General features: G+C 30.1%; 26 protein-coding genes. 19 read left to right on the forward strand and 7 right to left on the reverse strand.

Going from position 1 to position 25,791, the window contains the following annotated elements; genetic code table 11:
• Positions 1–479 precede the first annotated feature (479 nt).
• The 5 genes from KFE69_07285 (at position 480) to KFE69_07305 (ending at position 2,824) form a co-directional block, all read left to right on the forward strand.
• Positions 480–914: a hypothetical protein gene (locus KFE69_07285; GenBank protein ID UTW43884.1), complete on the forward strand. Its 435-nt coding sequence runs from the start codon at positions 480–482 to the stop codon at positions 912–914.
• A 137-nt stretch (positions 915–1,051) separates the two neighbouring features.
• Positions 1,052–1,210, forward strand: a complete 159-nt coding sequence (locus KFE69_07290; protein ID UTW43885.1) for a hypothetical protein — start codon at positions 1,052–1,054, stop codon at positions 1,208–1,210.
• Positions 1,211–1,243: 33 nt separating this feature from the next.
• On the forward strand, positions 1,244–1,660 hold the full coding sequence (locus KFE69_07295) for a hypothetical protein (protein UTW43886.1): 417 nt from the start codon (positions 1,244–1,246) through the stop codon (positions 1,658–1,660).
• On the forward strand, positions 1,615–1,917 hold the full coding sequence (locus tag KFE69_07300) for a phage tail sheath family protein (protein UTW44031.1): 303 nt from the start codon (positions 1,615–1,617) through the stop codon (positions 1,915–1,917). The genes KFE69_07295 and KFE69_07300 overlap by 46 nt, the downstream gene beginning before the upstream one ends.
• 136 nt (positions 1,918–2,053) lie before the next feature.
• Positions 2,054–2,824 carry a hypothetical protein gene (locus KFE69_07305; protein ID UTW43887.1) on the forward strand — a complete coding sequence of 257 codons (771 nt, stop codon included), beginning with the start codon at positions 2,054–2,056 and terminating at the stop codon, positions 2,822–2,824.
• A 26-nt stretch (positions 2,825–2,850) separates the two neighbouring features.
• Here KFE69_07305 and KFE69_07310 read toward each other — a convergent pair whose 3' ends face one another.
• Positions 2,851–3,072, reverse strand: a complete 222-nt coding sequence (locus KFE69_07310; GenBank protein ID UTW43888.1) for a hypothetical protein — start codon at positions 3,070–3,072, stop codon at positions 2,851–2,853.
• A gap of 356 nt (positions 3,073–3,428) precedes the next feature.
• On the opposite strand from KFE69_07310, the gene KFE69_07315 reads away from it, so the two are divergent.
• Positions 3,429–4,193, forward strand: coding sequence for a hypothetical protein (locus KFE69_07315; protein UTW43889.1), 765 nt, complete (start codon positions 3,429–3,431; stop codon positions 4,191–4,193).
• 372 nt (positions 4,194–4,565) lie between these two features.
• On the forward strand, positions 4,566–5,939 hold the full coding sequence (locus tag KFE69_07320) for a phosphodiester glycosidase family protein (protein UTW43890.1): 1,374 nt from the start codon (positions 4,566–4,568) through the stop codon (positions 5,937–5,939).
• 14 nt (positions 5,940–5,953) lie between these two features.
• On the opposite strand, the gene KFE69_07325 is transcribed toward KFE69_07320, so the two are convergent.
• Entirely contained in the window at positions 5,954–6,598 is a 645-nt protein-coding gene (locus KFE69_07325) for a hypothetical protein (GenBank protein ID UTW43891.1), read from the reverse strand.
• Positions 6,599–7,117: 519 nt separating this feature from the next.
• Here KFE69_07325 and KFE69_07330 point away from each other — a divergent pair.
• Positions 7,118–8,122, forward strand: coding sequence for a hypothetical protein (locus KFE69_07330; GenBank protein UTW43892.1), 1,005 nt, complete (start codon positions 7,118–7,120; stop codon positions 8,120–8,122).
• A gap of 240 nt (positions 8,123–8,362) precedes the next feature.
• Positions 8,363–8,812, forward strand: coding sequence for a hypothetical protein (locus KFE69_07335; protein ID UTW43893.1), 450 nt, complete (start codon positions 8,363–8,365; stop codon positions 8,810–8,812).
• Between the two features lie 569 nt (positions 8,813–9,381).
• Here the strand turns inward: KFE69_07335 and KFE69_07340 are convergent.
• Positions 9,382–10,170: a hypothetical protein gene (locus KFE69_07340; GenBank protein UTW43894.1), complete on the reverse strand. Its 789-nt coding sequence runs from the start codon at positions 10,168–10,170 to the stop codon at positions 9,382–9,384.
• A 254-nt stretch (positions 10,171–10,424) separates the two neighbouring features.
• On the opposite strand from KFE69_07340, the gene zwf reads away from it, so the two are divergent.
• From zwf to KFE69_07360, 4 genes are all read left to right on the forward strand, one after another.
• On the forward strand, positions 10,425–11,951 hold the full coding sequence (gene zwf, locus KFE69_07345) for a glucose-6-phosphate dehydrogenase (GenBank protein UTW43895.1): 1,527 nt from the start codon (positions 10,425–10,427) through the stop codon (positions 11,949–11,951).
• Positions 11,952–11,978: 27 nt separating this feature from the next.
• Positions 11,979–12,716 carry a 6-phosphogluconolactonase gene (gene pgl / locus KFE69_07350; GenBank protein UTW43896.1) on the forward strand — a complete coding sequence of 246 codons (738 nt, stop codon included), beginning with the start codon at positions 11,979–11,981 and terminating at the stop codon, positions 12,714–12,716.
• 122 nt (positions 12,717–12,838) lie between these two features.
• Positions 12,839–15,886 carry an efflux RND transporter permease subunit gene (locus KFE69_07355; GenBank protein ID UTW43897.1) on the forward strand — a complete coding sequence of 1,016 codons (3,048 nt, stop codon included), beginning with the start codon at positions 12,839–12,841 and terminating at the stop codon, positions 15,884–15,886.
• Between the two features lie 3 nt (positions 15,887–15,889).
• On the forward strand, positions 15,890–16,936 hold the full coding sequence (locus tag KFE69_07360; GenBank protein UTW43898.1) for an efflux RND transporter periplasmic adaptor subunit: 1,047 nt from the start codon (positions 15,890–15,892) through the stop codon (positions 16,934–16,936).
• A gap of 35 nt (positions 16,937–16,971) precedes the next feature.
• Here KFE69_07360 and KFE69_07365 read toward each other — a convergent pair whose 3' ends face one another.
• The gene (locus KFE69_07365) at positions 16,972–17,580 is read right to left on the reverse strand and encodes a hypothetical protein (GenBank protein UTW44032.1); all 609 of its coding nucleotides are present in this window, start codon (positions 17,578–17,580) and stop codon (positions 16,972–16,974) included.
• A 265-nt stretch (positions 17,581–17,845) separates the two neighbouring features.
• On the opposite strand from KFE69_07365, the gene KFE69_07370 reads away from it, so the two are divergent.
• Together KFE69_07370 and arsH are read left to right on the forward strand one after the other, a co-directional pair.
• Positions 17,846–18,154 carry a helix-turn-helix transcriptional regulator gene (locus KFE69_07370; GenBank protein UTW43899.1) on the forward strand — a complete coding sequence of 103 codons (309 nt, stop codon included), beginning with the start codon at positions 17,846–17,848 and terminating at the stop codon, positions 18,152–18,154.
• Positions 18,154–18,891 (forward strand): arsenical resistance protein ArsH, encoded by a 738-nt coding sequence (gene arsH, locus KFE69_07375; protein UTW43900.1) that lies wholly within the window; start codon positions 18,154–18,156, stop codon positions 18,889–18,891. Before KFE69_07370 ends, arsH begins: the two co-directional genes overlap by 1 nt.
• A gap of 1 nt (position 18,892) precedes the next feature.
• On the opposite strand, the gene mutY is transcribed toward arsH, so the two are convergent.
• Entirely contained in the window at positions 18,893–19,915 is a 1,023-nt protein-coding gene (mutY, locus tag KFE69_07380; protein ID UTW43901.1) for an A/G-specific adenine glycosylase, read from the reverse strand.
• Positions 19,916–19,923: 8 nt separating this feature from the next.
• Positions 19,924–20,787: a bifunctional methylenetetrahydrofolate dehydrogenase/methenyltetrahydrofolate cyclohydrolase FolD gene (folD, locus tag KFE69_07385; GenBank protein ID UTW43902.1), complete on the reverse strand. Its 864-nt coding sequence runs from the start codon at positions 20,785–20,787 to the stop codon at positions 19,924–19,926.
• Between the two features lie 150 nt (positions 20,788–20,937).
• On the opposite strand from folD, the gene KFE69_07390 reads away from it, so the two are divergent.
• From KFE69_07390 to tsaE, 4 genes are all read left to right on the forward strand, one after another.
• The gene (locus tag KFE69_07390) at positions 20,938–22,200 is read left to right on the forward strand and encodes an MFS transporter (GenBank protein ID UTW43903.1); all 1,263 of its coding nucleotides are present in this window, start codon (positions 20,938–20,940) and stop codon (positions 22,198–22,200) included.
• Positions 22,201–22,341: 141 nt separating this feature from the next.
• A complete protein-coding gene (locus KFE69_07395; protein ID UTW43904.1) occupies positions 22,342–23,232 on the forward strand; it encodes an acetyl-CoA carboxylase carboxyltransferase subunit beta in 891 nt (296 codons plus the stop codon).
• The gene (locus tag KFE69_07400) at positions 23,210–24,454 is read left to right on the forward strand and encodes a hypothetical protein (protein ID UTW43905.1); all 1,245 of its coding nucleotides are present in this window, start codon (positions 23,210–23,212) and stop codon (positions 24,452–24,454) included. The genes KFE69_07395 and KFE69_07400 overlap by 23 nt, the downstream gene beginning before the upstream one ends.
• Positions 24,451–24,858: a tRNA (adenosine(37)-N6)-threonylcarbamoyltransferase complex ATPase subunit type 1 TsaE gene (gene tsaE / locus KFE69_07405; GenBank protein ID UTW43906.1), complete on the forward strand. Its 408-nt coding sequence runs from the start codon at positions 24,451–24,453 to the stop codon at positions 24,856–24,858. Before KFE69_07400 ends, tsaE begins: the two co-directional genes overlap by 4 nt.
• A gap of 5 nt (positions 24,859–24,863) precedes the next feature.
• Here the strand turns inward: tsaE and KFE69_07410 are convergent, their stop codons facing one another.
• The gene (locus KFE69_07410; protein UTW43907.1) at positions 24,864–25,727 is read right to left on the reverse strand and encodes a sigma-70 family RNA polymerase sigma factor; all 864 of its coding nucleotides are present in this window, start codon (positions 25,725–25,727) and stop codon (positions 24,864–24,866) included.
• Positions 25,728–25,791 lie beyond the last annotated feature (64 nt).

Consider the following 25,791-nt stretch of genomic DNA (forward strand, 5'->3'; position numbering starts at 1 on the left):
CTTGCTACTTAAAAACGAGTGAAGCTTTGTATTTGGCTAATCAAGATAAACAGAGTCTAATTATTTTAGAAAATAAATGGCATGATTAAATAGTGACTTACTCTAACAATTCTTGATAAATTAGCTATGGGCTATTCATGTAGAGATTAACCAACAAAAAAATAAGATATCATTTAATGGCTAAATCTGAATGTTCTTGTAGATAGGGATTGTTAAATAAGTTAATTAATCATTAGAAAATTGAGATTAAAACTAAAATTTAAACTTGCGTAGAGGTAATACTCAAGTTGAGTTAATTTGTCAAATTTGGATCGGAACTCTATAATTAAAGTGTGTTAATTTTTTGAATTAATTATGAAGTGTTATTAGATCCAATTAATAAAAATAGCGATGAGTTTAAATCTGTTTACGCATACTTTAACTCAGTCTGATGGTTCTGTTAAATATGCGATTTTCTGAATAAGATATAGGGAAAAATTATGAAAAAGTTATTAGTGTTATTAGTAATTGGCTATATAACAACATCGGTTGTTTGGGCAGACTCTTTAAAATCATCTAAAGAATCATGTGTTCGGAATCTAATACAGAGGGAAGGTGTATGTCTTTTTGTTAGTGCGGGAGAACTTATGGGGGTTGCAACAGAATACTCATTTAGTGACGTTCCTCGTGGATCAAAGTCGTGTCATTTAGGGACAACAACACTTGAAAGCATTCGAAACGTAAGCCTTCAAGTTTTTCTCTGTGATGGGGGTAGTCCAAGATTACATAAATTTATTGACCCTACATGTTACAAACCAATTAAGCCTGGGTACACTTTACTTGTTACAGGAATACTAAAACAAAGCGCTCGACATCATTTGGTAGACGAAAAATGTTATATTGTTAAGAGCACTGAAAGTGACGTTATTAAATAAATCAAATTATGATCAATATTCTCTCAGTTATGTGATATTTGGTTTACTCTGTATAATTAACGTCGATTAGTTTACCCATCCAAACATCTTAAATTAGCTGATAATAATAGTTAGCAACAAGAAAAAAGGTGTTAGGTATGAGTGGATTTTTTCATGGTGTTGAAGTTATAGAGCTAGATTCTGGCTCGCGTCCAATTCAAACAGTTAGAAGTTCAGTAATAGGTTTAGTTGGCACAGCTGATGAAGCAGACAGCGATCAATTTCCTATCAATGAGCTTGTGATGGTCGTTAATTGAACTGAAGCAGCTAAGTTAGGTACTAAAGGTACATTGCTAGATGCCATTGATTTAATCTTTGATCAAATAGGTGCAATTATCGTTGTAATTAGAGTTGAGGCATCAGATGATGCTGCGACACAATTAGCAAATATCCAAGGAGGTGTTGATACTGAAATAAAACAAAGAACAGGTGTACACGCTTTATTAGATGCTGAAAGTAAATTAGGTGTAAAACCGAGATTATTAACTGTACCATCATTTACCACAGAAACAGGTATTGTTGCAGAGTTATTAGGTATTGCTGAAACATTAACAGCAGTTATTATTGCTGAAGCACCATCAACAACCGATGCAGCAGCTCAAACCTATGCAGGTAATTTTGGTAGTCCTAGAGTTTATGTAATCGACCCACAAGTTGAAGTATTAAAAAATGGTGTAAAACATACTTACCATCTAGCCCAGCTATAGCGGGATTAATTGCAAAAATAGATAATGATTATGGCTGGCATTATAGTCCATCTAACCATGAGTTAAATGGCATTACAGGTACAGCTAGAGCGATTGAATACAGTTTACAAGATAATAGCAGAGCCAATCTATTAAACGAGCAAAACATTAATGTATTGATTAGACAAAATGGCTGGAGACTATGGGGTAATAGAGCCACATCGAGTGATCCAAAATGGCAATTTCTTTGTATTAATTTCAAGTGTCCTTCTTTATGACGTAGAGCCGGTAATTCAAGCCATAGATAAATAATTTTACTATACTTAACAACTGATATTTTTAGAATATATCTTAGTTTAAGATTAACGCATATAAATGTATTGTTGTATATTTAAAAACACATATGGTTGCATTATGGAAGAAATAAAATCTGAAATTGAGTTAAAAGCAGTACTTAATAAATCAAGTGGTGTAATTATTGCTGGTGAATTACATCATCAACTAAAAGGTATGCTTGGGAAAAAACTTATTTATGATATGGTCAAAAATAATGATGTTTCACCTGATCAAATAACTATTTTTTTAGAAGGTATTCCTCATAATCCAGAAGAATTAATTAAAGTCAGGCCAAGATTAGAAGATGGCCCAGATGCTCAAACCTTAATTTGGCATGATAGATTAAAACAGTATGGTTTTAATATTCTAGGCTTAGAAACTAATAGAACTAGAGCAGATTTATACTTATCTAAAAATGAAATGCTTAAAGAAATTATTAATAAGAATCCAGGCTACTCTGAGGTCTTAGATACAGATTCTAGTTTAGGTGATATTATGGAGATCTATAGAAGAGAAATTATACAACCATCTAGGGTAAAAGATTTAGATTCTACTGCATCAAAAATAATTTCTGAGCAACATTCAGAATCAAAATGTAGTTTAGTGGTTGTTGGATACGATCATACTCCAGGAATGAAAACCCTGATTGAAAAAACTGGTATTGAAATAAAAACTCTTGGTTTTGAACAATCGTCAAAGTCTTCAGACAAGTTTGATATAAAATATGCAGGAACAGTTTTAGACAATACCAGTGATTGGTCTAGTACAAGCAATATTTTCCCCTTTTGGGAAAAAACAAAAACGGACTTCAAATCAATGGCTCAAGAAAGTCACTGTGTAATTTTATAATATATAACGTGATGTTCGACTAATTTTCATGCAATCCCTAATTTTTCAAACTGTAATGGTGAATTACCCTTTAGCTTGTTAATAGCAATGGCTAATGTATGAGCTAATACCTTTCTAGCTACTCTATTAGTTAAATGCCATAAATCTCGAGCTTTTACTTTAGCAATATGCATAATTAAGGGGTTTGCGCAAACTGATTTTAGGACTTTAAAACCAGGCAAAAATAATCTATTATCAAATTTAGGCACTTGATACTTCTATCCGCTATGTTTTTCATATTTTTTAGCTTAGGTTAAGTAATTTCAAGTGTCCCTCTTTATGACGTAGAGCCAAATTTTGATGGAACTAAGGTGAATAGCGTATTGTCGATAATAAAGAAATTAAAAAGAAAAAAGAGTATAAAAAGTTTGCTTTATAAATTTTTTATTTAAGTTATCCAAAAAATTTATGTTACTTCCAATAAAAGATTTTTATTTTTAACAATAAGATACTTAAATAATAAATACAGCTAATTATATTTCAATAATTTTAAAATATTTTTATAAAATTCAAAAATTTAATTTATATTTCTTATATTGATGAATAATTATTTAATTTTAATAATATGACACATAATGAACTAATATTAACATTTATAGATGTTTTTAATGAAATTAAGTCATTAAAGCAATTTAATCAAGAAAAACATTATAGGCAGTACAGTGAGTCAGTTAACAATGTTTTTTTAGATTATGAGCGAGACAAGCTACTTCAACTTTCACCAAGGTCATTATCTTATAATATAGAATTATTTGGTGGCGGTTTTTGTGAGGAACATGTTAAAGTTCTAGCATATAAATTACGATGCAAATTGAATGGTAAAGTTGAATATAAAATTAGACTTATGGTAGCTGATGTTGATCATGCCTATTTATATATTCATGCTAAGGTTGATTCAAATAAACATGTATACTTTCGACTTGATAATTGGGATAAAGATTTTAAAGAACTATCTACAGATGAATATTATTCATCTGTAGATACAGAGTGGGGAAAACATAAAGTAAGAGGTACATGGACGAATCATCATAAACTTACTTTAAGTCAAGATGAAGCTAAAATTATTACCCAAAAAATTCATAAAAATGATTGTCAGTATGAAGGTGATTTACCTGATGACGTTTATACTCGTGAGCCACATCATATCGATGTTATTAAAAAGTTGGAAAATAGTCTAAGTGAAACAAGAAAAAGAAAAGAAAGTTCAGTTGAAAATTTAGATTTAGGCCATCCCCAAACTAGAAGAAGACAATATATCGATCCGGCACCAATATTTTGTGAACACCCTCAAACTTCAGAAAATGAAGTTACTACTACACCTGATCACTAATATATCCTATCTATTCTATTACCTTATCAATCTAGTTAATTTTAAAAACCATAAGCTGATTGTAATTCAGATTATGAGATTAATTAATGGATTACACAAAAGAGCTAGTTTTATGCTTACCATTAAATTGATAATCATAGCGCCATAATAAAAAAATCAATAACTAGCTATTATTACAAGCTAGATAACATTTTTCACCTAATAAATATATCATAAATAATTTTATAAATATTTCTATGAAAAACACTACCATCTATCTAGTAAAAAATGAATATCTATGGTTGAATCAATGAGGGTTTTTAAATAAATGTTATTGAATCATTATCTCAGCCGAGTAAAATTTAAATCTTTATTAAGAAAAAGGAATTTATGATGTTTCAATTACAAAAAAAATTAATTTATGGATGTTGTTTATTTTTAATGCTTACAAATGTGGTTATAGCAGCAGTTAATGAAGTTAAACCACAACTAGATCAAACAATAGCATTAAATTCATTTATCCATTCAATTGATCAAAAACAATTACAAGCATTGCCTAAAAATAAAAATAGCTTAGTGTATCGTCAAAAGTTAAATCACTTAATTAATAAGCAACTAAATCAATTTGCAGGTTATAACTATCAATGGATTTGTAAATTAGCACCTAATGGCAAAGAGTTACTAGATAATAAAAATGTGACTCAATATCAGGTCATTTGTAATGGGCAGTGGCCAAATAAAGCAAACTTAAATAAACTGCTACAGTTAATGTTTAAAGAAAAACCAAACATTAATAATATTAAACTTCATTTTGTTATTGCTAATGTAAATGATGTTACGGTAAAACCAGTCATTGCAAAATATGGTAATTATAATTTTAAAGATAAGTCTTTTGATTGTTCAAAGTATCCTTATTGTCAACAATCATTACTTCAAATGACGAACGTATATAACCAACAAAATCCAAAGCATAAAGCCTATGCTGTAATTAATGGTAGCTACTTTTATCGTTACAGTCCAACTGGAGTTTTTTATGATATGAATTGTATTTGGAAAAGTTTTGATCAAATAATCTTAAGTAGCCGTGGTAGTAATATAAAGCTTAATACTAAGATGATTGGTGATGGCTTAACAATTATAGATTCGAAAGTTTATGCAAGTAATTGTGCAACTTATGCATTAAACGAAGTTAATGGCTTTGGCATTTCCACGCTACAAATTTCAAGTCCACAAAGGGCAACATTTGTTATTTCCAGAGATATAAATAATCATAAGATTATTGAAATTAAAAACATGTCAGTTGGTGAAGAAAAAACATCCCCTAATATTATTCAAGCATTAGGTGCAGGGCCAATGTTAATGCAACAGGGTGCTTATCAATTACAATGGCAGGATATTCCAGGTACTTTCCAATATTCGGCCAATCCAGGTTTAGCTATTGTATCTAATAAACATAATCATAATGATCGAAAAATTGTTTTCTTTTCTGTTGATGGCAATAATTGGCAAAATGGGATGTTTAGCTTTGAACTTGCTAACTTGATAAATGAATTACTTTCTGGAAAAGTTAATGTTAGTGGTTTAGAAAAAAAGCAATTAGAATTAGATTATAATGTCATTTCTATGATGGCATTAGATAGAGGTGGTTCAACTGCAATGATTACTTGTAAAAATGGTAGTGATTGTAAAAAAATAACCAATGCAGGTGAAGGATTAGATCAAAAGGGACGAAGAATTTTTAATGGCTTGGCAATTACTATGAAATAATTTTTAATATCCATCTACAATAATTGACAACAACTACCTGTATTACTTTTAGTTTGTTGTTGATTTTCTTTAAAATTAGGTAGTAATGGTGATTTAGTCGATGTATCCGGTGATTCTGCAAATTGGCTGTCATATTCATTAATTGGTGTTGCACTGACTAATAAATCCCCATTTTTATTATGCGTCATCACAGCCATGTTAGAACTACCAACAACTAATATATTTTCTTGATAATTACCTTTTGATGGACTCCATAAAGTTTGTAAAAATGCATTCGTAGCAGCTCTTTGTCCTTTTAATGATAATTTAAGCTCATCATCACCCAGAAACATGGAATCTTGATTAGCATAACCACCATCAACAAAACGAATTTTAGTTGGGTTTACTTCTTTAAACATTTGTTGCATTTGAAGCATAGTCTCAGTAGGAATTTGTTGAATTAACCATGCTTGTGCTTCACTTCTAGTAGTTCTTGGCATTGATTTTAAATTAACAGGAAAGCTAGGAACATGAAAAAGGCCACCAATGCCATTTTTTTCATTATAAAGACATAATACATAGCAAGAGGATAACTCATCAGTTTCAAGCTGGGCTTTATCTAATTGAGCCATTTTGAATTCCCCCATTTCTACATAAATTTTTTTCTTTTGAGTTGGCATAGTAGTTTTCCTTACTAATAGTTAGTAATTTAATCTCATTTAACAAAAAAAGAGCTTTGAACGTTACTGAAAAAAACTAGCATTATTTAAGTTATATAGTAATTTGGTTAAGAGTTATTTGATTTGCTTTATTATAGCTAGAAAAGTTGAAACATAAAAATTTTATGAATAGCCTTCAACAGTTTTAAAAAGTATCTATACAACTGAGAAAGAAAGTAATTTAGAAATGAAAATAGATTGTTGAGTTATTTTCTATTGTTATTGAATCTTTAATTGTTACTAAAAAAATTAGTTCAGTTTAGGTTGTATGACAAATATTTTGACTTAAAATAATCTAATTAAATCAATTTTTTATATATGGATAAATTATACTAATAAAGCAGTATGTTATTTATAAGATTGGTTATTATAGTCTAATTATGTTTCATTGCTTTTGATTATTTTGTTTTAATATAAAATAATTAGATATAGTCTGGTTATATTCATTTATTAATTTTTAATTTGATAAAGGGGTTGCATATGCCAGTTAGTAAAATTACACATAGAAGTAAAGAAGGCGATAGAGATATAATTGTTATAAATGGCTATGCATTCTATAGATCAACTGGAAATAACTCTAATATGCCTGGTACATGGTTTCCATTTAAAGGTATTGCTCCAGAGTTATTTGGTGGCTGGTTTATTAAACCTTCTGATCCTAACCTATTATTAAGTAAAGCATTAATGACTCAAGAGTATTTTTCTCAAAGGGATAGTAAGGGGACAATTGCTAGATTTGGTAATATTGAAACTGCTTATCTGTCTTATTGCCTAGGTGGAAGTTGTTGGCAAAAGGCGAAAAAAAGCTTTGATTTAGAGCATGACCCATTGAAGATTAAAAATTGGTTCCATTATACATTCATAAAATATTTTGCTAGTCAAAATATAGATCTTGGTCAAACAATCGAAGTTAATGAAGAGGCTGACTTTATTACAGAGGATAATCAGTTAGTTAATAAATGGTTAGTAGAACAAGGCGCTAAGCATATACTTTTAAATTTTGATCAAATGGACACATTTCCTCTAGCAGATGAATGTAACTTGTTAGATATTGACTTAAATGAGATAGACTGTTCAGTCACAGAAAATAGCCATGATCTAAAATTAATTAATATTCAATTAGAGTTAATTAAATTAATTGATAAGACACTAGTTAATAATGATCAAACTAAAGAAAAATTTAAAGCAATTGCACATTTAAAAAATAGTTGTGAAGATCCAAACTTATCAAGAGAAGATTTACAAAAATGCTTGTTACAGTTTGAGCGTTTAGTTAGTCATAAACGTATTGGTTTTCGTTCGCTAGGTTTTCTTGCAAATAGTTATAGCGATATAAAAGACAGTATTATAGATTTAAGAAATCAGTTAGATTTAAGAATAGATGAAACTACTATACAACAGGCAGTCAGAGGTAGCAGTTTACCAAAAGGTATATTTAGTTATTCTGATTATGTGGCCAACAATAATAAAGAATTTACTTTATAATTTAATTATTACATCTTCAGAAATGAATATAGTAAGATCCATATTATTTTTTTATCTAACACTTATTAAGTTTTAACATCTTTATACTTGGATTATAAATCAATAAATAATCAGGCAAAATTGTTTATATTACTAATATATTTTTATTTATTTCATCGAGCTTAATTTATTAATTTAACAAAAATTAAAGTGTGATTATATTGTTCTTGTTTATATTAATTTAAAAATAGGAGTAATAGAATGAACTTTCATTATAAAGAATTAGAAAATAATGCAAATCAAGCTGTGGCTGCTTGTTTAATAGATTATGAGTCATTTGACTCATTAGATAATATTTGCTTTGTAACAAATGATCAAAAAAATTACTTTATGTTTGATAAAGAAGCAATGAAATCATTCAGTAAAAAGCGTGCTAATGTCAACCCTGGTAATAATGTACAATCAAGCAATCTAGAAATTTTAAGCTTTAATGATTTAAAACCAGAGGTCAAAAAAGCATTATTTAAACACTTTTGTAAAGGTGGGGTTGATGATCAGTTTCTACAAGAATCATCTGAGTATAGGAAATATAAACTTCAATACATCAAGAAACCCAAAGAGAAAAGAATAATCAGAAATGCAGAAAAAATATTTCTTCAAGAGCAAAGTAATAACAACTATAGTGCTTGCTGTAGTTTGCCATGGTGTTAATTAGTTAATTGATATCCTGTCAAGTATATTATGAAATAATAAATTGAATGACATTAAGTATATTATTATTTATAATTAAGCTTTATTTATACAAAAATATGGATTAATTAAACTTAATTACTTGTAGGATATAGCAAATATGACAATTGTTCAGAAAAATTTTTTGATCTGTTTTGCCATAATTATGGCAGTTTTTAATACTTATGCACTCTATAGTAATATCCTATATTATATAGCTAATCCACATGATCTAGTTGAAACAGGCATGCTATTATTTAATGTTGTAGAGCAAACGTATTGCATTTATATTTTTTTCTTGTTTCGAGCATTAAGAATAAACCTTTTTGATAAACTAGTGATTTATAGTGTTGGTATTATTTCAATTGTACTTAATTTTTATTATTTATTGTTGGATTATCAATGGGATTATAATTTTAGTTCCGTAGTATTTTGGATGATATATAATACATTAATGATTCTATTTTCTTTGACCTTGTTTCATTTTATTTACAAAAATAAGAATTTAGCCTAACTAAATTTATTCAATATAAATATTTTAAAATAATCAGTTAAAACTTACTTATGATTTTTCCAGATCTTAATGTATGAATATTTTCTTTGTTTTCTTGGTCATGAAATATACTTGAAGGTTCTATTAAATTTTGTTTGGGTGGTTTATAAGGAGATATAGGCTCTTTTTTAATTCGTTTTAGAAGTTTGTTTGATTCAGGAGTAAATAATTCAACAGGTATACTATTAAAAGGCTTTCCATTATTATCAATACTAGATGTTTTTAAGAATTGTTCATCACTAGTTAATGGTAGTCTATCTTTAGATGGTGTTGCATGCGCCATAACCCTTTTACTATCTGGCGTAAAAGAATAAGTAGTATTGTTGGAATCTAGTATCTTTGATTTTTTATTACTTATTGGAGAGGATTTATTATCATCATGACGCTTTCGTTTATTTTCAGTAACATGATAGTCATCTTTTTGTTTAATAGACATATTTGGTTTTGCAGCCCCTGGTCGCAAATTTTGATCTGATGAATTTAACTCTTTAACAAGGTTATTAATTGCTCTTGGCTTTTCATTTAATACATTATTAATCAAATTAATAATCTGATTTATTTTCTTCGACGAAATACCTCTTGGATATAACTGCTTTTGAATAAATTCATTTAATAAATAATTTTCATCTATTTTACCATCAACAAATTCAAAAATTTTATCGCGAATACGAGCATAAGAGATACGATGGCAATTATGTGTAAGACCTTGGCCATTATAATCTTCTAGCTTTGTTTTAAATAACCTTTTTTGTTCAGCTGTAAAATTGGGTCTTTTTATTCTAGGCATAATAATCAATAAATTTTTATAAGTTTATAATAAAATATTATATAATTAAATGCGCAATAATCAATTATTAAGTTGTTATTTTTTATTTCAAAAGTATAGATAAATTTAACATAATATATTATGTGTGGTTAATTAACTGAAAAATTAAAATAGTTAAAAATAATTAGCAATAAATATGCTTCAATAAAGCTTGAATAGGATTATTTTCTAGTAGAGAATAGCTAGCATCAGTATTAAAAGGATTCAAATAGCCAATGAAACAAGTCAAAGGCCATATAATCACTATTTTTGGTGCATCTGGAGATTTAACTTCTCATAAATTAATGCCTGCAATTTTTAGTCTTTATTCCCAAGGATTTTTACCAGATGATCAATGTATATTAGGTGTTTCAAGAACAAAGTATGATGATCAAACATACCAGGAATTTGCCTATCAATGGTTAATAAAATCATATCCAGATCAAGAAAATAAGATTAAAAAATTTATAGAAAGAATTCATTATCAATCTCTTGATACGGGCAATCCAGAGAATTATATTATATTAAAAGAACGTCTTAAAACTTTAAATGAACAATACCATTTAAAAGAAAATAACATATTATTTTACTTAGCCACACCACCAAAATTATATTCACTTATCCCAAAAACTTTAGCTGACCTTGATTTAAATAATCAAAATGATGGATTTAAGCGCTTAATTGTTGAAAAACCTTTTGGTCATGATGAAAAATCAGCTGCTGAGTTAAATCATTATTTACTTGAATTTTATGATGAAACTCAGATTTATCGCATTGATCATTATTTGGGCAAAGAAACAGTACAAAACTTATTGGTTTTTCGTTTTGCTAATTCAATTTTTGAACCATTATGGCGTTCAGAATATATTGATAATATTCAAATATATGCTGCAGAGAAAAATGGTATTGATGACCGTGGTGGTTATTATGATCAAAGTGGCGCTATGCGAGATATGATTCAAAATCATTTATTACAATTACTAGGCTTAGTTGCAATGGAGCCGCCTGCTAAAATGGATGCTGTCGGTATTCGTAACGAAATACTTAAAGTATTCCAATCAGTAAGAGAATATCAAAGTGTTGATGATATTACAAAAAATGTTGTCGTTGGTCAGTATACGAATGGTTATAAAGATGGTAAAAAAGTACACAGCTATCTAGATGAAGAGGGTGTTGCAGCAGACTCAAATACTGAAACATTTGCAGCAATTCGTTTTTATATTGATAATTGGCGTTGGAATTCAATTCCATTTTATGTCATGACTGGTAAAGCAATGACTCGACGTGTCTCTGAAGTTGTTGTTAATTTTAAATCAACGTCCCATCCATTTTTTTCTAAAATTCAAAAAGAAGATAGTTATAAAAATCGACTGGTCATTCGTATACAACCCAATGAAGGTATTAAACTTACATTTGCGGCAAAAGAACCAGGTGTAGGTTTTCACACACATGAAGTTGATATGAACTTTTTATATCGCGATTTTTCAAAAAGTAGTATACCACCGGCTTATGAACGTTTAGTTTTGGACTGTTTATATGGAGATAGTACACTATTTGCACGAAATGATGCAGTTGAAGCATGTTGGAAAATTATGGATCCAATTATCGAATATTTCCATGGACAGTCACAAACCAAACCTTATTTATATGAAGCTGGAAAATGGGGACCAAAAGAAGCTGAGGCAATGCTAAAAGAACTTGGTCATAAATGGCGTAGAGCATGCACAAACCTTGATGATAGTAATGTATGTGATATTGAATAATTCTATTTAAAATAAAGGAAAACTAAAATGGAAAAATCACTTAAAATCTTTGAGACAACGCATAGATTAATTCAACAAACAGTTGATGACTTAGTTAAATTAACTTTAGATGATACTAAAGCAGTTATTCATTGGGCGCTATCAGGTGGAAGTACACCAAAGGAAATTTTTAAAGCTTTAGCAGAACCCGCTAACCTAGAAAAAATTAATTGGGAAAAAATTCATTTTTGGTGGGTAGATGAGCGTTGTGTCCCTGAGGATAATTCTGAAAGTAATTATGGCCAAGCAAAAAAACTATTATTATCACATCTTGATATAGCAGAAGATCAAATTCATAGGGTGAAGGGTGAATTACCACCACCACAGGCTGCAATCGAATATATTCATGAAATAAAATCACATATTAACCATTATGATCACAATATTCCTGTATTTGATTTAATTTGGTTAGGCATGGGTGATGATGGACATACTGCATCACTATTTCCTGAATATTTTATATCTTCTGATCAAAATTGGGTTACAGTAGCCAATCATCCACAAACAGGTCAGCTCCGTGTTACTTTGACGTTGCCAGTACTTAATTATGCTAAACAGATTACTTTCATTGTCACAGGAGCATCTAAAGCAGAGATGCTAAAGACAATTTTCTCAGGTAGTGAAACGTCACTTATTTATCCAGCTGCAAATGTTAAACCAATTAATGGTCATTTAGTATGGTATGTCGATGCAAAAGCAGCTTTAGAGTTAAGTGTTCATTCTTAATAGTGATAAGTATCATCATAAAATTCTGATTTTTGATAAATAAATATACACTATAGCTTCATAGCATTGCTCATGGTAAATTACTTTTTGGTAAAAGTATTTTATTTGAATGAATAAGGACTATGACAGAATTTTTTATTAAACGACCAATTTTTACCTGTTCTATTTTTATTTTACTATTATTAGCAGGCATTTTTGCATATGAAAAGATAGAGCTAAGACAGTATCCAAATATTAGTGGTAGTACGATTATGATTCGTACCACATATCCAGGTGCAAATGCTGATACAATGGAAGCGATGGTAACAACACCAATTGAAACGGCATTACAAGGTATTGATGGGGTAGATTATATGACTTCTTCAAGCTCTTCTGGTGTTAGTGCCATAGTTATTACACTCAATGTTAATGCAGATGAAAATACAGCAGTTACACAAATTGAAACATCACTTTCAAGTGTTAAATCACAACTGCCAAGTGGTGTAAATGATCCAATTATTAAAGAAGCAGATGCCAGTAGTATTCCAGATTTAATGCTAAGTTATAGTAGTCAAAAATTATCAGCTGGTGCGATTACAGACTATTTAATGAGGGATTTAGAGCCTGTATTATCTAATATTAATGGTGTTGGCGAAATTCAGATTATGGGTAATCGAACCTATGCGATGCGCGTCTGGTTAAATGTCTATAAAATGCGTGCTTATGGTATTACTGCAGTTGATGTAGCTAACGCATTAAGTACTGAAAATGTTCAGGCAACCCCTGGTGATATTGATAGAAACTCGCAAGTATTAATTATTGATGCAAAAACAGATAGTCATTCAGCTGAAGACTTTCAAAATCTAGTTATTAAAAAGGTAGGTAACACTGTTATTCGATTACAAGATATTAGTGATGTAAAACTAGGTGCTTCTGATACAACTACTTCGATGTATACCAATGGCATTTCATCGGTTGGCTTAGCTATTACTTATAAAAGTGATGCCAATCCAATTACTTCTGCTGCATTAGTGAAAGAAGCATTGGCAAAAATTCAACTTCCAAGTGATCTAAAAGTTCAAGTAATAAGAGATAGTTCAACTTATATTAATGCGTCATTAAAAGAGATTGCCGAAACATTAGTCATTACTATTATTGTTGTTATGCTGATTATTGTTATGTTCTTGGGTTCATTTAGATTGTCAATTATCCCATTAACAACCATTCCACTATCATTAGCCGGTGCAATACTTATTATGTATTTCTTAGGCTTTAGTATTAATTTACTAACATTATTAGCTTTTGTTTTAGCAATTGGTTTGGTTGTAGATGATGCCATTGTTGTAATGGAAAATATTCATCGACATGTATTAATGGGTAAAGAAATTACTTTTGCTTCTGTAATTGGTGTCAAAGAGTTAGTTATTGCAGTTATTGGTATTACAATTACTTTATTAGCCGTATTTGCTCCAATTGGTTTAAATACAGGTATTACAGGTGCATTATTCAAAGAATTTGCATTTACTTTGGCAGGTGCTGTATTAATTTCAGGTTTTGTTGCTTTATTTTTTACACCAATGTTATGCTCTAAAATTATTACAAAAAAAGAGAATAAATTAACTCAAAAAATTGAACATTTTTTTGATCTTATCAGTATTAAATATAAAGCATTATTAAAAGAGATAATTGATTTTAGAAAAACAATATTATTTTTAATTCTCTTGATTCTAACATTAGGGATTTTAGCAATAAGCTTTTTGTCTGGTAAAAGTGAGCTTGCGCCAAGTGAAGATCAAGGAGCAATTATTGGTATGGCACAAGGTCCAAGTTCGGCATCTTTAAAATATACCCAAAAGTATACTGATCGATTAGCGCCAATATTTAAAGATTATACTCAAATTGATAATAGCAGTATCATCAATGGCTTTCCAATGGGGCAGTATTCATCTTTAATTATAATTAAACTATTAGATTGGTCAGAACGCGATTTATCTGCTAATCAGTTAATTCAAAGTCTAAATCCTAAAATCAGCGGCATTCCAGGTGTTAATGTTATGTTGAACTCACCAGCAGCATTACCAATTTCAAAGGGGACATTTAACTTCCAGTTTGTCGTTAAAACAATGGGTAGTTATAATCAATTAAGTGAGACCGTCAGTAAAATGATGCAACAAGCTAGAGATAACCCTGGTATTATGAATACTCAGGTTGATTTGCATATTGATCAGCCAATGACTGTCGTTACAATTAATAAGTTAAAGGCTAATTATCTTGGCATATCAATGAATGATATAGCGCAAACATTAAGTGTTGCATTTGGTGAACCACAAAGTGATGAGTTTGTATTAGATGGTTATGCTTATTATATTATTCCACAAGTGAATGATAATCAGAGAGCTAATCAGAATATTATTAATTTATTAACGGTGAAAACATCTTCTGGTGAAATCATTCCATTATCAACAGTTGTCACACTTGAAAATAAAATTACTTCGTCATCTTGGGGGCACTTTCAAGGTCAGCGTTCAGCAACAATTTCGGCACAATTAGCTTCAGGCTATAGTACTGAGCAAGCATTAACTTATTTTGAGGGCTTATTTAATCAGTATAAACAAGATAATATGGAATATGATATTGCAGGAGAGACCCGCTCATTTGTTGAAACACAAGGCAGTATTGCTTTATTATTTGTTTCAGCACTTTTGGTTATCTTTTTAGTACTAGCTGCACAATATGAAAGTTTGAAAGATCCTTTAATTATTATGTTTACCGTGCCATTAGCGATTACAAGTGCATTATTAGCACTCTATTTTAGTGGTTATTCATTAAATATTTATACGGAAATTGGTTTAATTACGTTGATTGGTTTGATTACTAAACATGGAATATTATTAGTTGATTTTGCTAAGCAATATCAAAGAACGAATCAATCAAGCGTTAATGAAGCAATTATTGAAGCTGCAAGTATTCGCTTAAAGCCAGTATTAATGACAACTTTAGCAATGGTTTTTGGTAGTGTGCCATTATTATTAGCATCAGGTGCTGGTGCTAATTCAAGAAATCAGCTGGGTATGGTAATTGCTGCAGGTATGTTATTTGGTACGTTTTTTACCTTAATCATTTTGCCAACGGTTTATAGTATTGTTAAAAATCTATCATTTACAAAATTAAAAAAAGATAAGGAATTATAAGTAATGAGTAAGAAGTTACTATCTATACTAGTCATAGCAATTATCTTATTTATTGTGATTGTCGCTTTGATGTTATATAAAGAAAATCAAACAGCCCCTAAACAGATGAGAGTTCCAACAGTTTCAGTAATGACAGTTAAGTCATCTGACTATACAAATAAAATTAGTGCTTTAGGTCATGTTGAGTCGATCAATGGTGTAATTTTAAAAGCAACAGCTTCTGGTAGAATTACTAAAGTTAATGTTACTTCAGGTCACTATGTTAAAAAGGGCGATGTTTTAATTGAAATTGATCCTGATTCTACAATTGCAAGTTTAGAGTCAAATGCGGCACAAACAAAGCTTGATAAAGCAAATTTACAACGAAACCAGACACTATATGATAAAAAAGCTGTTTCACAAGAAGAGTTAGATACAGCTCAAGCTACTTATGATAAAGACTTAGCACAGAAAAAAGTCTATTTAGCAGAGTTAAATGATAAAATTATTCGTGCACCATTTGATGGTAAGCTTGGTGTTGTCCATCCAAAATTAGGCCAATATATTAATACATCGGATGAATTATTTTCATTGCAAAATTTAAAGCCTATTTATGTTAATTTTGCACTGCCAAGTAAATTACAAAGCCAGGTTAAATTAGATCAGACTGTTGAAGTTACGTTAGATGCTTATCAAAATACAATATTTAAAGGTAAGGTAACGGCAATTGATAATATTATTCAAAAAGAATCTAATAGTTTATTAATTCGAGGCCAGTTAGCAAATTCAAAAGAAGAATTATTACCCGGTGATTTAGTTAATGTAGAATTAATTACTTCAACTGAAAACAATGTGATTATTGTTCCAGCAGAAGCTGTTGTTTATCAAGATGGAAAGCCCTATGTATTTACGCTAAAAGATAATAAAGTTAGTAAAACCAGTGTTAAGCTTGGTAGGCAAGTAGGTGAAAATAATATTATCATTCAAACAGGGGTAAAAGCAGGTGAACAAATCGTCTCAGCTGGTGGCAGTAAATTAGCTAGTGGAATGCAGGTTAAAATAGCTGATTAGTTTGAATGTTTGCTTTAATATTAATATATTAATTTTTACATATTCTCACTCATAGCCAAGATTTTATAATTATAAATATTTGGCATGACACCATTATCCCAACCGCCGTGAATAAGGTCATCAGCTTTTTCTTTTAATGCTGCAGCAACTTGACCATTAAAGTGCTCTTCTCTACCTAAGTTATCAGCAAAAATATCATAAATGGCATAAATCTGATCATTTAATTTTAAAGCACTCCAAAATAATGTGTTTGGTTCTGTTTGATCAACTAGTTCAGCAGCATTAGTTAGAAGGTCAGTTAGTTCTTGCTCATGGCCTGGGTTAGCAATTAATATAATGCAAGTTGCTTCAGTAGCAGTAGTTAGTGTTTCGGATAGGCAGCTAGAAAGCACCTCAAAATGATTAACATTTTTTAAAACACCATTATCCCAACCATCAATAATTAGTTTTTCTGCATTTTCATGTAACGCTTTAGCAACATCACCATCAAAGTGTGATTGACGTGCTTTTTCATCAGGAAAAAGATCTAAAATTGCAAATAATTCATCATCTTTTTTAAGTGCAAACCAAAGTTTTGTTTCTGGTTCACTTACTTTAATAAGGTTAGCGCCGCTAGTTAAAAATTGAGTTAATTCTTCTGACATGTCTGCATTAGGCTTTAATTCAATTAGTGTTGCAGTATTTATTTTACCATTGACTAACATAGTATTTACCAAGCTCCCATTTGATATTCACCTAATATTATTTATAGATCATTATATTAAAATTTGTAAGAGTAATTGCTTATAAATTTCTGTTTTAGTGCTAATAATTATTTCAATATTTCATGAAATATTGAAATAATTATCATATTGTGGTTTAATTATATTAATATCGATTGATCATTAACTGTTTTTTAAGAGGTTAAGTATGAGTATAAATACAATTTGTTTACAGTTAGGCGCACTATCACAAGAAGCTAGGCTTGAAGCATTTCAATTTTTAATCCAAGCAGGAGATGAAGGAATTACTGCTGGAAAATTAAGTGAACTTTTAAATATTTTACATAGTAGTCTTACATTTCATATGGAAAAATTACACAAAGCTAATCTTGTAAGCTCAGAAAAAAAAGGTCGTTATATTATTTATAGAGCAAACTTTAACGCAATGAAAAATCTTATTAATTATCTTAGCCATAACTGTTGTGTTGGTATTAAACATATAAAGGAGTACAAATAATGGCATCTAATCATCTACCTAATCATAATGTTGAATATGTACTGACTGAAATTAGAAATAACATTAAAAAAAGAAGTAACCATCCGCCAAGAATATTAATTTTATATGGGTCATTACGTAAAAAGTCCTACAGTCGTTTTGCAGCAGAAGAAGCAGCACGTGTTTTAAAGTTTTTTGGTGCTGAAGTTAAGTTTTTTCATCCGCATGATTTGCCAATGGCTGACATATCAATTGTACAGTCAAAGGAACATCAAGATCAATTACCAGAAAAAGTTAAACAGCTGCGCCAGTTAGTTAATTGGTCTGAAGCAATGGTTTGGTCTTCTCCTGAAGTACATGGTGCAATGAGTTCAGTATTCAAAAATCAGATTGACTGGTTACCATTAATTATTGACTCAATTAGACCAACGCAAGGAAAAATCTTAGCATTAATGCAAGTCTCAGGTGGTTCGCAATCTTTTAATGCAGTTAATCAAATGAGAGTTCTAGGGCGCTGGATGCGTATGTTTACCATACCCAATCAATCCTCAATAGCTCAAGCTTATAAGCAATTTGATAATAATGGATTAATGTTACCATCAAATTATCGTCAACGAATTATTGATGTTATGGAAGAGTTATTTAAATTTACTTTATTATTAAGAGACAATATTGAATATTTAACTCAGCGTCATAGTGAAAATGTTTCAAATGAGTTGAAAACTATGAGTAATATAAAAAATGTCGTATCATTTTAAGTTATTTAAGACTGTGCGCATATTCTTTTTCAATAAATGTCATAATTGGTTTTGGAAATGCATACTTACCTAAATCATTTATGTTAATAAATTGATCAGAAACATTATCTTTAATATTACAAGCTTTATAGTATTTGAAATTATAAACTAGTTTGAAATGAGTGAATTGATGTGTGAAATCTTCACTAATTTTATATGGTTCTATATCACTTAAATTTGGATAGTCGTTATTATCAGGTAATGACCATAATCCTCCCCAAATGCCTTGTGAAGGACGTTTTTTTAAAACAATGCTGTTATCAGTTTCTATAACTAAAAAATTAAGTGTTTTTATTGGTTTGGGTTTTTTGATTGCTTTTTTTGGGTAGTCTAATTGGCTATTATTTTTAAATGATTGACAGAATTGATTAATAGGGCATATCAGACAACTAGGATTATTTTTAGTACATACCAGAGCACCAAGATCCATTAACCCTTGATTGTATATGCTAGCATGGTTTTGAGGCATTAACTCTTCAGCATACTGCCAGAGCTGCTTTAATGACTTAGTTTGATTAATTGGTGTTTTTAGTTCATATACTCTTGCAAATACTCGTTTTACATTACCATCTAATATTGGGTAATTTTTATTAAAACCAAGTGATAGAATAGCGCCTGCAGTAGAGCGACCAATACCTGGCAATTGAATAATATTCTCAAATTGGTCAGGAAACTGCGCATTATATTGATTGGAAATTATTTTGGCAGTTTTATGTAAGTTTCTAGCTCTTGAGTAATAGCCTAAACCAGCCCATAGTTTCATTACTATTTCATCAGAAGCGTATGCTAAGTCAGTAATATTTGGAAATTGTTCAATAAAACTATTAAAGTAGGGAGTTACTGTTTTAACTTGTGTTTGTTGTAACATGGTTTCAGAAAGCCAAACACGATAAGGCGTAATATTTTTCTGCCATGGTAAATCATGGCGTCCTTCTTGTTTCTGCCAATGAATAATAGCGTCACTAAAAGTTTTATTAGCTGACATAATAAAGTTTAATTGGTTTTAGTATGTAGTTTTGATGCGGCATAAAGTGTATTATCAAGTAAAGATGCAATAGTCATAGGACCTACACCACCTGGAACAGGTGTTATCCAAGAAGCACGATCTTTTGCAGTATCAAAATCAACATCACCAACTAAATGACCATCAGCAACTCGATTAATACCAACATCAATAACAATTGCGCCTTTTTTAATCCAATCACCTTGAATAAATTTTGGCTTTCCAACAGCTGTGACAAGAATGTCAGCTTGAAGAGTATGAAAAGGTAAATTTTCAGTAAAGCGGTGGCAATCAGTGACAGTACAGCCTGCTTGTAATAATTCCATTACCATTGGTCGCCCAACAATATTAGAGGCACCAACAACAACAGCATGCAATCCTCTAATATCATGAACAGTTCTATCGAGTAATGTCATAATACCTTTCGGTGTGCAAGGCCTTAATAATGGGTTTCTAGTCATCAATCTGCCAATATTATAAGGATGGAATCCATCAACATCTTTATCTGGGCGTATTGCTTCGATAATCTTTGTATTATCAATATGCTCTGGCAGTGGTAGTTGCACTAGTATACCATCAACGCTAGCATCATTATTTAATTGCTCAATAAGTTCAAGTAATTCAGTTTCAGAAACTGACTCATTTAAATCATGATTAATAGATTTAAAGCCAACATCTTTGCATGCTTTACGCTTATTTTTAACATAGATTTCACTAGCAGGGTTACGGCCAACAATAATAACAGCAAGACCAGGCGGGCGTTTATCATGTTCAATACGTAAATCTACAGCATTTTTAATTTCATTTCTAAGTTGTGTTGCAACTAATCTGCCATCAATAATTTTAGCACTCATAATATTCAATATATTTTTAAATTTTTCGATTTGTTTTGAATTTTAACGATAAGCAGACGATTTGGAAAGTTATTTTGTAACAAAACATAATCATGATTATTACTGCTATACTTAATTCAAGGTATTTATAAAGTGAATTTGAGTTGGTAAATGAGTAATATACGATTGGTTAGTCCATTTATAGTTGCAATACTATTTAGTGGGTTTTCTATATTTTTACAAGTATCGCCAATTTCAACATCTAGCTATTATTCAGATATAATTGGAGAACCATTAGAAAGTATCGTTCGTTATACAAGTTTGTATTTTGTTGCTTATGCAATTTTACAAATACCTGTAGGCGTCAGTTTAGATAAGATTGGGGTCTATATTTTATTGCCATTAGGGTTATTTATTACCTTTATCAGTTGTATATTACACTGGATTTCCCAAGATGTAGTTATGTTATCTATTTCAAGATTATTAACTGGTACAGGGTGTGCTGTTGCATATATTTCAGCTGTGTTTATTGCAGCGAGTACTTTTCAGAAAAAATACCTTGCACTTTGTATTGCAATTATTGAAATAGCGTCAACAATTGGTGCATTAATTGCAGGGGGGGTATTAGATCATGCAATTAACTATATAGGTTGGGATGCATCAAACATTATTATTATCGTCTTTTCATTAATTTTATTTTTAGTTTCAGTTAAATTTGTTTACAAGCAAAAATCTTATTTAAATAATAATAAAACAACAACATCAGAAAAATTAATGCAATCAATTATTAATTGTTTTGTATTATTAAAATATAAAAAAATACTCGCCATTGTTATTTATTGTTTTTTAACTTGGATGATTATTATGTCATTTGCCGGGTTTTGGATTAAAAATTATTTTATTACAACCCATGAATTTCCATCTTACAAAGCATTATGGCTTTCTCAAATTTATTGGGGAAGTTTTTTATTAGCTAGTTTAATTGTTGGAAATTTTGCTAAAAATATGAAAAGCTCTACGTTAATTGTTGTACTGTTAGCATTGTTAAATACCTTATCACTTAGTTATTTTGTAGTGCCTTGGTTATTAAACTTTTATACACTATGTATTATATTTATATGTGCTGGTATTGCAGCTTCTGGTATTATTATTGCACTTTCAATGTTGGTATTTATTGTGCCTGAAGAATCTAAAGGTTCAGCGATTGCCTTAACAAATACTTTTATTGTATTAGGTGGTTTTATAGGGCAAATATTGTTTGGGTACTTAACAGAGGTTAATTATTTTAATAGCTTTTTAGCGAAGTTAAACCCTGATTCACTTATATATTATGCAGCTATTTTTATGTTACCTACGATGGCTTTAATTTCTTTAGTTATATTTCTTTTGGCATTTTATAAATCATTAGTTAAAAAACAGCAAGTAATTTTATGATTATAAGATTGATTGATAAATTAAATATAAAAAGGATAATCTATTTTTGCTATTTAGTTGATTTTTTAATAGAATTACAAAATTGTCTAAGTTAAAAGTACTTAAACAGAATTAATTAAATAAATATTAAGAGTTGGCTGTATGAGTTGGTTTGAAAAAATTATTCCACAAAAAATATTAACAGATACAAAGAAAAAAGAATTACCTGAAGGCGTTTGGGATAAATGCCCGTCATGTGATAATGTACTTTATACCCCAGAGTTATTGAGTAATTTATTTGTATGTCCACAATGTGGATATCATATGCGTATTTCAGCAAGAGATCGTTTAGGGTTTTTTCTAGATAAAGATTTAATGATTGAAATTGGAGCAGATATTCAACCTAAAGATATGTTAAAATTCAAAGATACTAAATCCTATAAAGATCGTATCACTCAAGCACAGAAAAAAACTGGCGAAAAAGATGCATTAATTGTGATGGAAGGTAAATTAGAAAATAGAACCATTATCGCAAGTGCTTTTGATTTTTCATTTTTAGGTGGTTCGATGGGTTCAGTTATTGGCGAACGTTTTCGTTTGGGTGTTGAGCGAGCAATTGAATTAGATTGCCCATTTATTTGCTTTACCGCAAGTGGTGGTGCAAGAATGCAAGAATCATTATTTTCATTAATGCAAATGACTAAAGTTTCTGCTGTTTTAGCCAAGCTAACTGAAAAATCACTACCTTATGTTGTTGTATTAACAGATCCTACAACTGGCGGTGTATCAGCTTCTCTTGCAATGCTTGGAGATATTCAAATTGCTGAACCAAAAGCTTTAATTGGTTTTGCTGGTCCAAGGGTGATTGAGCAAACGGTTAGGGAAAAATTACCAGAAGGTTTCCAGCGTAGTGAATTTTTAGTAGAAAAGGGAATGGTTGATTTAATTGTTGATCGCAGAAAAATGCGTCAAAAAGTTTCACATATATTAAATCAATTAATGTTTAAAAAGGATCAAAAAGCAAAGTTAGATGCTAAAACAACAAAAGCATGATCAATTATCAATATGGCTTGAAAAATTAGAACAAATTGGTTTTGTAGAGCGTTTGGAAATTGCTCAAGTAAAAAAAGTATTATCTTATCTTGGTGTGACAAAAAAGTTTTTTCTTATTACTGTCACTGGAACTAATGGTAAAGGTTCAACTTGTCATTTATTGGAAAAAATATTACTCAAATCTGGTTATAAGGTAGGTTTATTTACGTCGCCTCATTTATTTATTTATAATGAAAGAATTCGTATTAATGGTGATATTTGTACTGATCAGCAAATTGTAGATGCCTTAAATCAAGTAGATTTAGTAGCACAAAAATTAAATTTAACATTAGGCTATTTTAGTTATACTTTTATAGCAGCCTGTTTAATTTATTCATATACAGAGCTTGATTTTTTAATCTTAGAAGTCGGCTGTGGCGGGCGGTTAGATCCGTCTAATGCATTTGATGCGGATATGCTTGCAATTACATCTATTGGCCTTGATCATAAGGATTTATTAGGTGATACAAGAGAGAAAATTGCACTTGAAAAATCAGCATTAGCTAGAGAAGCTAAACCAGTTATCATAGGTGAAAGAGATTTTCCAGTTATTGCATTGGATTATTTAGATGATATAAAAGCACAAATTTATACTTATGATGTATTAATATTAGAGAATAAATATCAATCATCCGCGCCTATTTTTTTACATGATAATAATTTAAAAGTAGTACTTAAAATCGTAGAAACTTTAAAAGCATTTAACTTTAAAATTAGTAATGACAGTGTATTTTTATCATTACTAACATTCTCTTTGCCAGGTCGTTGTCAAGTATTAAAAATTAAAGGTAAGACTGTAATTTTTGATGTTGGTCATAATGAGCAATGTTTTAGTTATTTAACTGATTGGTTAAAAAATCAATATCCTAAATCTAATGTAACTATTTTATATAGTGCTTTTGCGAATAAGTCGGTTGATGATATATTGAAAGCTTCTAATGATTATTTTGTTAAATGGATGTTAACGTCATTATTATCAGTTGATAATAGAGCAATGCCACTAGAAAAATTAACAAACTATTTTAAAGGTAAACCATATATTACTTATGAACAGCCAGAAATTGCATTTGAGGCTATATTAGCTGAAAAAAATGATTGTAATATGGTTTATGTAGTATCGGGTTCATTTGTATTGGTATCTTATTTATTAAAATATTGTATTGAGCAGGGCTATAGTGAATGATTCAGTGTCTTGATGAGCAAGAAATGATTGCTTTTGGTATGCAGTTTGCTAAAAGCTTAAAAAAAGGTGATAAAGTTTATCTAAATGGTGATTTAGGTGCGGGTAAAACAACCTTAGTCAAAGGAATATTAAGAGGTTTAGGTTATAAAGGAACGGTAAAAAGCCCAACCTATGCATTAGTAGAGTCATACGAATTTGAAGCATTTAAATTATATCATTTTGATTTATATCGTTTGGCTGAGCCTGAGGAATTAGAGTGGTTAGGAATCCGTGATTACTTTAATGATGAATCAGTTTGTTTAATTGAGTGGCCTGAGAAAGGAGAAGGCTATTTATCTAATCCTAACTATAGGATAGATATACAGTATTTAAAGGAAGGTGGAAGGGAAGTTGCTATTTTATAATTTTTCTATTTAATCAACATCTTAATCTTTTCAGCTTCAAGTTTATCTTTAAGTAATTTAAGTGCTTCAAGTTGAATTTGGCGAATACGTTCACGAGTTAAACCAACTTGATAAGCAACTTCTTCTAGTGTATGGCGAGAGTATCCCATAAGCCCATAACGCATGGTTAATACTTGTTTTTGCTGAGGGGTTAAATCATCTAGTATGCGATAGACAAAACGTTGAATATCCGTTTCTTGCATTTTATGCTCAGGTTCATCATTACGTTCTGCTTTTAATCGATGTGCTTGTTGAATGTAATAATGTTCCATTAATTCATCTAAAGAATCAATTGGGTTAATTAAAGCTTGATGCTTTTCTAATTCCTCAGGCTTCATGTTCATTAATTCAGCTAATTCTTCAGTGGTTGGGGAACGTAAGTGTTTTTTACTAAATTTTCTTTGGTGTCTTTTGATGTGATATAAGTGATTTAAAACATTACTTGGAATGCGAATTAAACGACCTTTATTACTAATAGCGCGTTCAATTGTTTGGCGTATCCACCAAGTCGCATAGGTTGAAAAACGATAACCAAGTTTAGGTTCAAATTTTTCAACAGCACGCATTAGGCCAATATTGCCTTCAGAGATCAAATCAAGCAATGTTAAACCACGATTTAAATAACGAAGTGAGGCTTTGACAACAAGCCTTAAATTAGATTCTATCATTTTTCTTTTTGCTTTTTCAGAGCCTTTTTTAGCAGCAATAGCGTATTTTTTTTCTTCTTTAGCTGTTAAAATTTTATATTCGCTTACATCATTAAAGTAAGCTCTAACGATAGAATATTCTTCGTAATTGTTATGAGGTATTGAAATTTTTTTATTAGCCATTATATATCAAACACCTGCAATATTTATATTTGACGTATTTTTAAGTATAGTTTCTGTGTTTGAA

This window comes from bacterium SCSIO 12844 (genome assembly GCA_024397935.1).
Classification (GTDB): domain Bacteria; phylum Pseudomonadota; class Gammaproteobacteria; order Francisellales; family Francisellaceae; genus M0027.